The organism is Amycolatopsis thailandensis (assembly GCF_042723255.1).
GTDB classification, from domain to species: Bacteria; Actinomycetota; Actinomycetes; order Mycobacteriales; family Pseudonocardiaceae; genus Amycolatopsis; species Amycolatopsis thailandensis.
In genome coordinates this window covers 23,571-32,961 of the sequence record NZ_JBHXJK010000100.1, presented here as the reverse complement: position 1 = coordinate 32,961, position 9,391 = coordinate 23,571, and the positions used below count along the sequence as shown (strand labels likewise).

The window sequence follows — 9,391 nt, the reverse complement described above, 5'->3', positions numbered from 1 at the left end:
CCCTCCCAGCTGCTCCGCGCCCCGGTGCTGTGCGCGCTGTCCTGGGTGGTGGGGGTCTATCCCTCGTCACCCTCCCACCGCGCCCCGCCCCACCCCTCATGACACCGGCAGGGTGCGGATCCGCAACGCCGACCTCGGCTGGCCCGGCACCGAGCAGCCGGTCCTCACCGGTGTCGACCTCGACATCGCACCTGGCACGCACGTCGCCGTCATCGGCCCGAGCGGCGCCGGGAAGTCGACGCTCGTCGCGGCCCTGCTCGGCTTCCTCAAGCCGAGCAAGGGTGACGTCGCCGTATCCGAGAACGTCGCCTGGGCGCCACAAGAACCGATGCTCGTCTCGACCACCGTCGCCGAGAACCTGCGCCTCGCCAAGCCGACGGCCTCCGAAGCCGACCTGCGGAAAGCCTTGTACCAGGCCGTTCTCGAGGACGTCGAGCTCACCACGATGCTGGACAGCGCGGGTGCCGGGCTGTCCGGTGGGCAGGCGCAGCGGGTCGCGCTGGCGCGTGCCGTGCTCGGCGCCGCGCGCGCCGACCTCGTCCTGCTCGACGAGCCGACAGCGCATCTCGACGAGCTCACGGCCAGGACGGTCCGCGAACGGCTCGGCGAGGCACTGGCAGGGAAGACCGTCGTCCACGTCACGCACAACGCCGCCGAAGCGGCCGACGCCGACGTCGTCCTGGAGGTACGAGAGGGCCGCGTCACAACGCGCGTACTGGCAGGACACGGCTAATGTCGACAGCACTCATGGATCCCACGCTTGCCGCGCGCGCACTGTCCGCCGCCACCGAGATCACCGGCACCGCCCTGTCCGGCGACGACCCGGGTGACGTGCTGGAGACCGTGGTCGCCCGCGCCGTCGAACTGGCCGAGGCCGACCTCGGTCTCGTCATGGTGCGCGCGGACGACGGCCAGGTCGTCGTCGAGGCCGCGCACGGAGCCACCACCCAGGGCCTGCGCGGGCTGGCCTTCGCCGCCGATTCCGCCGCCGGACAGGTCGCCCGCGGCGGCGAACCGGTCGTCAGCGAGGACTTCACCGTCGATCCCCGCACGGCGCCGTTCGTGCCGCCGGAGCTTCAGGGCTTCGGGCCTTTCGCGGCGTCGGCGTTCGGCGCGGGCGGGCGCGTCCTCGGCGCGCTCACCGTGTACCGCCGCCACGGCGGGGATCCGTTCTCCGCCAGCACTGTCGAGGTGCTCACCGCCTTCGCGGCGCAGGCGGGCGTGGTGCTCGCCCTGGCGGAAGGCGCCAACGCCCGGCATCGCGTGACCCTGTACCAAGAGCGCGAACGCATCGCGCGCGAGCTGCACGACGTCATCGTGCAGCGGCTCTACGGCGCCGGGATGCAGCTCGACCGCGTCCGCAAGAACATGCGGAAGAGGTTCGCGCAGGCTGACGGCGCGCGGCTGTCCGAGGCGATCGACCAGCTCGACCAGACCATCGAGGAGATCCGCGGCACCGTACGCGCCCTGCGCAGCCCGGAACCCGCGAACGAGACGGTCACCGCCACCGACCTCGCCGAGTCCGCGCGGGGCGAGGTGCGCATCGCGGGCGAGCTGCTCGGCTACCCGCCGACCCTCGAACTTTCGGGAGAACTCGCCGACATCCCCGCCGACCAAGCGGATCACATCCGCGCCGCGCTGCGCGAAGCACTGTCCAATGTGGTCAGGCACTCCGGGGCGAGCGAGACCCGCGTGACGCTCAGCCGCGACGCGGAAGGCGTCAAACTCCGGGTGCGGGACAACGGATCCGGTGTCCCGCAGGGGGTCGCCAAACGCGGTCTCCGTCACCTCGCCGAACGCGCCACGACGTCCGGCGGGCGTTTTTCGATCAATTCTTCGCCGAGCCTGGGGACTCTGGTCGCGTTCGACGTTCCCCTCGATCAGACCGTGTGAAATTAACGGGCTTTTTCGTTCATTCGAGTGAGGATTCGGTATTTCCGATTAATCCGTAACAGCGGGGGCCGCCGCGCGATTGTAAGGGAAATTCCCAGCGAAAGGACCCCGCATGTCCTCGGTTCGTCGAGCCATCGGCACGGCCGCCATACTCGCCGGATTCTCCTTGTTCGGTCCGGTTTCTGTCGCATTCGCGCTGGAGCTGCCCGCCGTCTCCGACCAGAACTGCGAAGGCTTCCGGCTCGACGGAATAGCTTGCGAAACGCGTCCGGCGCAATTGCCGGACAAGGACTGCGCCGATTTCCCCTCGCAGGCGGCCGCGCAGGCGGAACTCAAGAAGAACCCGCGGGATCCGCACCGGCTCGACGGTGATCACGACGGATACGCCTGCGAAAACCGCTTCGGCGAACCCGCGAGATCCGGCCAGGTGAAGGTCAAACCCGTCGGCGGCGTCGCGACCGGCGGGGAACCCGAAGAACCCAACGGTGGCCTTCTGGAGATCGGCGCTGTCGCGCTGACCGGCACGGCCCTGTTGACCGCGTCGGCGACAGGCGCGTCCCTCCTGCTCCGGCGGCGCGCCGAACGATGACCCGGACTCCCTGGTGCCGATGGCCGTTTCCGCTGGTCATCGGCACGTTCATCGGCGCGGGCCTCGCGGCCGCGCTGACCGCGTGCGCCATCCCGGCGACGGGCAAGATCACGTCGCCGGCGGCACCGACAGCGCCATCCACGGTGACCGCGGTGGCGCCCACGCCCTCCGACACCCCGCCGCTCGCACCCGCGAAACCGGCGACGCTCGAGATCCCCGCGATCGGGGTCCGCACCGGCGAGATCGTCGACCTCGGCCTGGCCGCTGACGGCAGCCTGCAAGTGCCGCGCGACGCGATCACCACCGGCTGGTTCGCCGCCGGCCCGGCACCCGGCGAGGTCGGGCCCGCCGTCCTCGCCGGGCACGTCGACTACAAGAAGGTCCCCGGTGTCTTCGGCAGGCTCAAGGAACTCAGGACCGGCGACGAAGCCCTCGTCCACCGCGAGGACGGGATCACCGCGGTGTTCACCGTGTACGCCGTCGAGCGGCATCCGAAGACCTCCTTCCCCACGGAGCGGGTCTACGGCGACACGATCGAGCCGGAACTGCGCCTGATCACCTGCGGCGGCGACTTCGACTCCTCGACCGGGAACTACCTCGACAACGTCGTCGCCTTCGCGAGACTGACCCGCGCTTGAATCGGAGGATGCGCACCGTCTACGTCGTCACGCATCCGGAGGCAACCCACCACGTCGATCGCGTGGTCGGCGGGTGGTTCGATTCCGAACTCACCTCCGACGGCGAGCGCGCGGCCGCCGCCGTCGCCGAGTCGCTGCGCGCGAAAGTGCCGGACGACGTCGAGCTCTACGCCTCGGACCTGCGCCGCACCGCGCGGACGGCGGAAGTGATCGGCGAACGAATCGGCGTGACACCCGTGCTGGACCGGCGGCTGCGTGAGAAGTCGTACGGGGAGGCCGGGGGCAAGCCGCAGGAGTGGCTGGACACCCGGTTCGTCCCGCCGCCCGCCGTCGGCGAGCGGCTGGGGCACGACGAAGGCATCCCCGGCGCCGAAACCAAGGGCGCGATGGCCGCGAGGGTGTACGCGGCGATGGAGTCGATCCTGGAAAGCCGCTGCGAGCACCAGATCGTCGTGACGCACGGCGGCGCGCTCACCTTCGTCATCGCGGCGTGGATCCGGATGCCGCTCGAAGCGGCCGGGTACGTCGACTTCCGCGGTTCACCCGGCAGCGTCACCGTGCTCCGTGAAGACGATTACTTTCACAACCGGCAGGTCGTCACTCTCGCCGGAAAATGACAGGATCTCCCCGGACAGCCGACGATGATGTGGGGAGATGACATGCCGAGGTTCCTGCGAGCCGTGGCCCTTGCCGCCGCCGTACTGACCGTTCCGGTGCTGGTACCGGCCACGTCGGCGGCCGCCACCGGGACGGCGCACTGCCCGCGGCTGAGGCTGGCCGACCACTGGTACGGCGACAACGCGGCGAAGATCCAGCAGGTCATCGACGAACGCGGCCGCTGCGGCGCGAAGCACGGCGAGCGGCCGGTCGCGGTGTTCGACTGGGACAACACGGTCATCAAGAACGACATCTCCGACCAGACCGTCTTCTGGATGATCCGGCACGACAAGGTCCTCCAGCCGCGGAACAAGGACTGGCGCACGACCAGCCGGTTCATGACCGACGCCGGCGCGAACGCGCTGAGCAAGGCGTGCGGCACGAGCACCCCGGCCGGGAAACCGCTTCCGACCAGCAAGAACGTCATTTGCGCGGACGAGCTGCTTTCGGTGCGGAAGAACGCAAAGACGACCACCGGCGAAGAGGTCTTCGCGGGGAACAACCGGCGGTACATGGAGGCGGCCTACGCCTGGGTCGCGCAGATCAACGCCGGATACCGTCCCGACGAGGTCCGCGCGATCGCCCGGCAGGCCAGGGCGGCGGCGCTGCTCGCCCCGATCGGGGCGACCCAGAAGGTCGGTTCGAGCACCCAGGTCGCGTGGATCCGGTACTACCCGGAGATCAAGGACCTGATCGCGACGCTGAACAAGGCGGGCTTCTCGACGTGGGTCGTCTCCGCCTCGCCCAAGGAGTTCGCGGACGTCTGGGGTTCCGCGGTCGGCATCCCGCCGAGCCGCACGCTCGGGATCTACTCGCAGACCACGAACGGCCGGATCAACGGGCACCTCGAAGGCTGCGGCGGGCACGCCGACGGCGCCGACGAGATCATGACCTACATCGACGGCAAACGCTGCTACATCAACGAACGGATCCTCGGGATCCGCGGCACGAAGGCGATGGAAGCGGCACCGGCGGACAAGCGGCAGGCGCTCGCCGGTGGCGACGCGACCACCGACGTCACGATGCTGCGCGACGCCACCGGAGTCCGCGTCACGCTCAACCGCAACAAGGACGAGCTGATGTGCCGCGCCTACGACGACGCGGACGGCAAGTGGGCGGTGAATCCGATGTTCATCGAGCCCTTCCCCGCGTTGAACCGCACCTACCCGTGCTCGACGACGGCGTACGAGAACGCCGACGGCACCCACGGCCCGGTGCTGCGCGACGACGGCACGGTCATCCCGGACCAGCGGGACACCGTGCACCCCTGACGCGCTAGCGGTCGCGGCGTGCGATCCACGCCGCGGCCTGCGTGCGCCGCTGCATGCCCAGCTTCGCGAGGACGGACGTCACGTAGTTCTTCACCGTCTTCTCGGCGAGGAACAGGCGTTCCGCGATCTCGCGGTTCGACATGCCCTGCCCGATCAGCTCCAGCACCTCACGCTCGCGTTCGGTGAGCGAGCCCAGCTCGTCCTCGGGCGGATGCCGCAGCTTGTCGAGCACCCGCGCCGTCGACACCGGGTCGAGCAGCGACCGGCCCGCCGCGACCTCCCGGACCGCGTTGACGACGTCCTGTCCGCGGACCTGTTTCAGCAGGTACCCGGCCGCGCCCGCCATGATCGCGCCGACCATGGCCTCCTCGTCGTCGAACGCGGTCAGCATCAGGCACTGCGGCGGGTTCGCCTTCGACCGCAGTTCGCGGCAGAGCGCGATGCCGTCGCCGTCACCGAGCCGCACGTCGACCACCGCGACGTCCGGCTCGACGTGCATCGCCACGGCGAGGGCCTCGTCGACCCCGCTCGCCTCGGCGACGACCTCGATGTCGGGCTCGTCGGTGAGGAGGTCGCGCAGACCGCGCCTCACCACCTCGTGGTCGTCGATGAGCAGCACCTGGATCGGCATACCCCCACGTTACTTCGTCGCCTGGGCGACCATCCCTTCCACCAGCGGAGACGGCAGGCCCGCCCGTTCGCCGAGCCATCGCACCCACTTCGGCAGCAACGCCTGGGCGGCGGGGCGGACGGTGTCGTCCGGCCAGTCACCGATCAACGCGCTGATGTGCCCGAGCCGGTCCGGCGACACCGCGAACCAGGTGGCCGGGACGATGCCTTCCATCCACTCGGCGGCCAGGTCCTCGACGACCAGTTCGTCAGGCTCGTTGCCGAAGGTCTCGAGGTGCCAGGCGTTGAACGGACCGGTCATCATCGCCGGGTCGACGTCGATGTAGTAGCTGCTCGGCGGCAACCGCAGACCGCGGTTCTTGAGCGCGGTATCGAGGTCCGAGTACCGGCGCTCGGCGCGATACCAGTTGTCGAGGGTCGCGCGGGACTCGTCACCGAGGATGTCCAGTGAGCGGTTGACAAGACCTTCCAGCCGGCGCGGATCGGTCACCGCCACGGGGGTGGCCTGCTCGCCGAAGCGTTGTCGCCATGCTTCGACGGCCTGATCGAGCGAGTCGTAGACGCCACCTCCACCGAGGCGGGGGATCCACGAAGTGTCGATTTCGAACAGGTAGACCGTCGGGGCCTCGCCACCGGGGTAGTCGAAGGCCGCGAGCACACCGAGACGTGTTCCGTAGACGTCCTGGATTTCCCAGACTTCGCCGGTGGCCTTGTTCTTCGAGGCCAGTTGGGGCCACCCGGGCAGGATCTCCGACCGCAACGCCTTCCGCAGTCTGCTCACGCCGGCGCGCACGAACGACTCGAACCCCGGCGGGGAGATCGCGCTCATCCCCTGCAGCAGAAGCCAAAGTTCCTGACGCGGGTCCGCGTTCGTCACCGCCAGTACGACGGCTTCGAAGAACAGGTCGAAGTCGAGGCCGTCGTTCTCGCCCCGCAGCGCGCGACGCAGCTCGCCGCCGAGCAGAGAGGCGGTCGCCTGGTCGAGTTCGCGCGGGCTTTCCGACTTCAGAAGAACAGTTGCCCCGTCCAGGACGTTCTCGATCGATTCCGGCATCCAAGCGGGCAGGTCGGCCGGTTCCAAGGCCGACGTCTTCTGCGCCTTTGCCTGCTTCTTGTTCTTCTTCTGCCTTCGGCCACGGGATACGGGCATTTCCCCAGGCTACTTCGAGGCGGCCCAGTAGATCGCCTTGGCCACCTGCGAGTACAAGCCCTTCGGGTGATCGCGGAACAGCGGTTCGGTGCCGAACAGCACCGCCCGGCCGCCGAGCCCCGAAGTCCCGGAGACGACGGCTGCCTGGCCCGCCGCCTCCAGCGGCCCGCCCGTCCCGTCGTCCCGGGTCCGCCAATGCCCCGCGACCAGCGGATTCCCACTCGCGTAGCGCTGCTCGACCCGGACCGAGGAACCGAGATCGGTGAACCAGAACGGCCCGTAGACGAACGAGTCCGGCAGTGCCCCGCCACCTACCGGACCGGTCCCGCCGGTCACCGAGACCACGCCGTTCCCGTCCTCCCAGCCCGCCACCGGACGCGCTTCGAGAAGGCCCGCGTCGGTGTTGAAACGCGCGCCTGTGGCACCTCGGGTGACTACGCCGCCGCGAGCGAGGAAGGCACGCAAAGCGTCCTTCGCGGCCGGGGTGAGATCGGTGTACCGCAGTCCCGAAGAGACGAACAGCAGGTCGATCCGCGACCAGTCGAAGCCCGCGTTCAGCACTGCCGCCGACACCGGCCGGACGTCGAAGCCCATGTCCCGCAACGCCTTCAGTTCGTCCGGCCCGACGGCACCCGCGATCGTCTTGCGGGTCAACGGCGTCACCGTTCCGGCCGCCTCGGTGAACCGGACGCCATAGCGGTCGGCCACCTCGGCGGCGGCCTGGCGTGCCGACGCGGGCACGACGATCGTGCCGTCGTCCACGCGTCCCAGAGCGAGCCCGCGGTTCAGCAGATCGTTGACGGCGCTGACGTCCTTGCCGTCGACGAGTTTCAGCGCCAGGTCCCGGCCGGGCGCGGCGTCGACGCCGCCGGTGGGCGAGGCCGCGACGACGTCGTGTGCACGGACGTCGAGCCTGCCGTGCTTCACGATGTCGACCGAAGCGCCCCACAGCAGACGATGGCTCCAGCCGGAGATGTCGTACATGACCGGCACCTTCGCCGAGATGTCGCTGCCTCGTTCCAGCATCACGTTCGCCAGGCCGCGCTTCGGCTGGTGCATGTCGACCAGGTACGAACCGGCGGGGTACCGGCGCCCGGACAGGGAGAACGGGCGATCGGCCTGCCGTACCCGGACGTCGTTGGCCACCAGGTGATCGACGAGACGCGAAGCGGCGACGGCCGAACGCTGGTCCGCGCCGGCGGGGATGACGTACGCGCGCGGGAACTCCGTGCGGTAGCGGTCTTCCGGCCCGAAGCCGGGCACGAACCCGTCGGGGATCTCGCGCTGCGCCTCACCGGCGGTGCCGCGGCGGAACATCTCGATCTGGTTCGCGATCAGCTCACCGCGGTTGCGGTCGACGTAGTCCAGCGTGCTGCCGATGGTGGCTTCGACGACCTCGGTGTTGATCACCGAACGTCGCTGGAGCTCCGCCACCGGCTGCGTTTCGTACTCCGCGTTGTTGACCCGCATCGGGATCTCGATCGTGAACGACACCGCGCCGTGGTACATCGCGTACTGGGCGGTGTAGATCGGCGCCCAGCCGTCCCAGCTGCCGGGTTCGTAGTCGCGGAACGGGATCTCCGGCTTCGCCGTCTCCGGCCGGCCCAGCGCCTTGACGGCCTGCTCCATGCCGAGACCGTTGGCGTAGCCGTGCTTGATGTAGAGGTCGAAATCATAGTTCTGGCCGTGTGGCGGCGTGGTCGGCTCGATGAGCGTGTTCTCGACGTAACCGTGTTCGTCCAGCATCATCAGCGGCTGCTTGCCGATCGCGATCCCGCGCATCGCCCGCACTTCCGGCTGCGACGCGGTGACGAAGTCGCGGTTGGGGTCGAAACCCTGCGACGTCTGCCGCGTCCCGGCGACCCTGCCGTCCGGATTGGCCGTGACGTTGAAGTAGAAGCGGTTCCGCTTCAGCAGGTCCGCGGTCTTCGGATCGTTCGACGTCGCCAGCTTTTCGATGACGCGCAGCGCGCCGTCGGTGCCTTCCCATTCGTTGCCGTGGATGTTGTTGTTGATCCACACCGGCGCCTTGTAGCCGTGGCGAAGGAAAGGATCGCGCGCGGCGCGGGCCGGATCGTTCTCGATCAACGACCGCCACGCGTCCTGCCGTCGCGTCTCGAACCGGCTTTCGGGCGCGGTGACCGTGACCAGGTAGAGGTCACGGCCGAGACCGGACTGTCCGGCGACCTCGACCGAGATCCGGTCGCTGCGCGCCTGCAACGCGTTCAGCTTCGGCGCGAGCGCGTGATACGGCGCGAGCCCGAGCTTGATCGACTTGTCGGCCGTGTCCTCCGGGAACACGCGCAACTTGGTCTTGCGTGGGTAGCCGGAATGGTCGCCCGCGACGTTCTCGCCGCTCGCGGCCCGCGCGGCGCTCACGGGCGGGTCGGTCGCGGCGACGTCGTTGCGTTCCGGCCCGTTGCCGGGGTCCCGGTGTGGTGTCGTGGGCGGCGGTGCCGCGTACGCCGGCGCGGCGACCGCGCTCAGGGAGAGCATCAGGGCCAGGACAACGGTGCGAGCCGAACGCGACAAGGGCCACCTCCAGGGACGTCGGCCCAGTGTT

9 protein-coding genes are annotated in these 9,391 nt (G+C 69.4%); 6 read left to right on the top strand and 3 right to left on the bottom strand.

The window, feature by feature from the left end:
* The 6 genes from ACFWMR_RS31095 to ACFWMR_RS31070 all read left to right on the top strand — a co-directional run.
* A partial coding sequence (locus ACFWMR_RS31095; RefSeq protein ID WP_378380947.1) for an ATP-binding cassette domain-containing protein occupies nt 1–733 on the top strand: 733 nt, incomplete at its 5' end.
* Between the two features lie 14 nt (nt 734–747).
* Nucleotides 748–1,893 carry a GAF domain-containing sensor histidine kinase gene (locus ACFWMR_RS31090; RefSeq protein WP_378380946.1) on the top strand — a complete coding sequence of 382 codons (1,146 nt, stop codon included), beginning with the start codon at nt 748–750 and terminating at the stop codon, nt 1,891–1,893.
* A 112-nt stretch (nt 1,894–2,005) separates the two neighbouring features.
* A complete protein-coding gene (locus ACFWMR_RS31085) occupies nt 2,006–2,482 on the top strand; it encodes an excalibur calcium-binding domain-containing protein (RefSeq protein WP_378275367.1) in 477 nt (158 codons plus the stop codon).
* The gene (locus ACFWMR_RS31080; protein ID WP_378380945.1) at nt 2,479–3,120 is read left to right on the top strand and encodes a class F sortase; all 642 of its coding nucleotides are present in this window, start codon (nt 2,479–2,481) and stop codon (nt 3,118–3,120) included. Before ACFWMR_RS31085 ends, ACFWMR_RS31080 begins: the two co-directional genes overlap by 4 nt.
* An 8-nt stretch (nt 3,121–3,128) precedes the next feature.
* Nucleotides 3,129–3,737 (top strand): histidine phosphatase family protein, encoded by a 609-nt coding sequence (locus ACFWMR_RS31075; RefSeq protein WP_378380944.1) that lies wholly within the window; start codon nt 3,129–3,131, stop codon nt 3,735–3,737.
* Between the two features lie 42 nt (nt 3,738–3,779).
* Nucleotides 3,780–5,048, top strand: coding sequence for a haloacid dehalogenase-like hydrolase (locus tag ACFWMR_RS31070; RefSeq protein WP_378380943.1), 1,269 nt, complete (start codon nt 3,780–3,782; stop codon nt 5,046–5,048).
* 4 nt (nt 5,049–5,052) lie between these two features.
* Here ACFWMR_RS31070 and ACFWMR_RS31065 read toward each other — a convergent pair whose 3' ends face one another.
* Genes ACFWMR_RS31065 through ACFWMR_RS31055 form a run of 3 tightly spaced genes read right to left on the bottom strand, consistent with a single transcriptional unit; the run spans nt 5,053 to nt 9,324 of the window.
* A complete protein-coding gene (locus ACFWMR_RS31065) occupies nt 5,053–5,679 on the bottom strand; it encodes a response regulator (protein WP_005149535.1) in 627 nt (208 codons plus the stop codon).
* Between the two features lie 9 nt (nt 5,680–5,688).
* On the bottom strand, nt 5,689–6,828 hold the full coding sequence (locus ACFWMR_RS31060) for a hypothetical protein (protein ID WP_378380942.1): 1,140 nt from the start codon (nt 6,826–6,828) through the stop codon (nt 5,689–5,691).
* A 9-nt stretch (nt 6,829–6,837) separates the two neighbouring features.
* Complete coding sequence (locus ACFWMR_RS31055) at nt 6,838–9,324, bottom strand: M14 family zinc carboxypeptidase (protein ID WP_378380941.1); 2,487 nt, start codon at nt 9,322–9,324, stop codon at nt 6,838–6,840.
* Nucleotides 9,325–9,391: the final 67 nt, after the last annotated feature.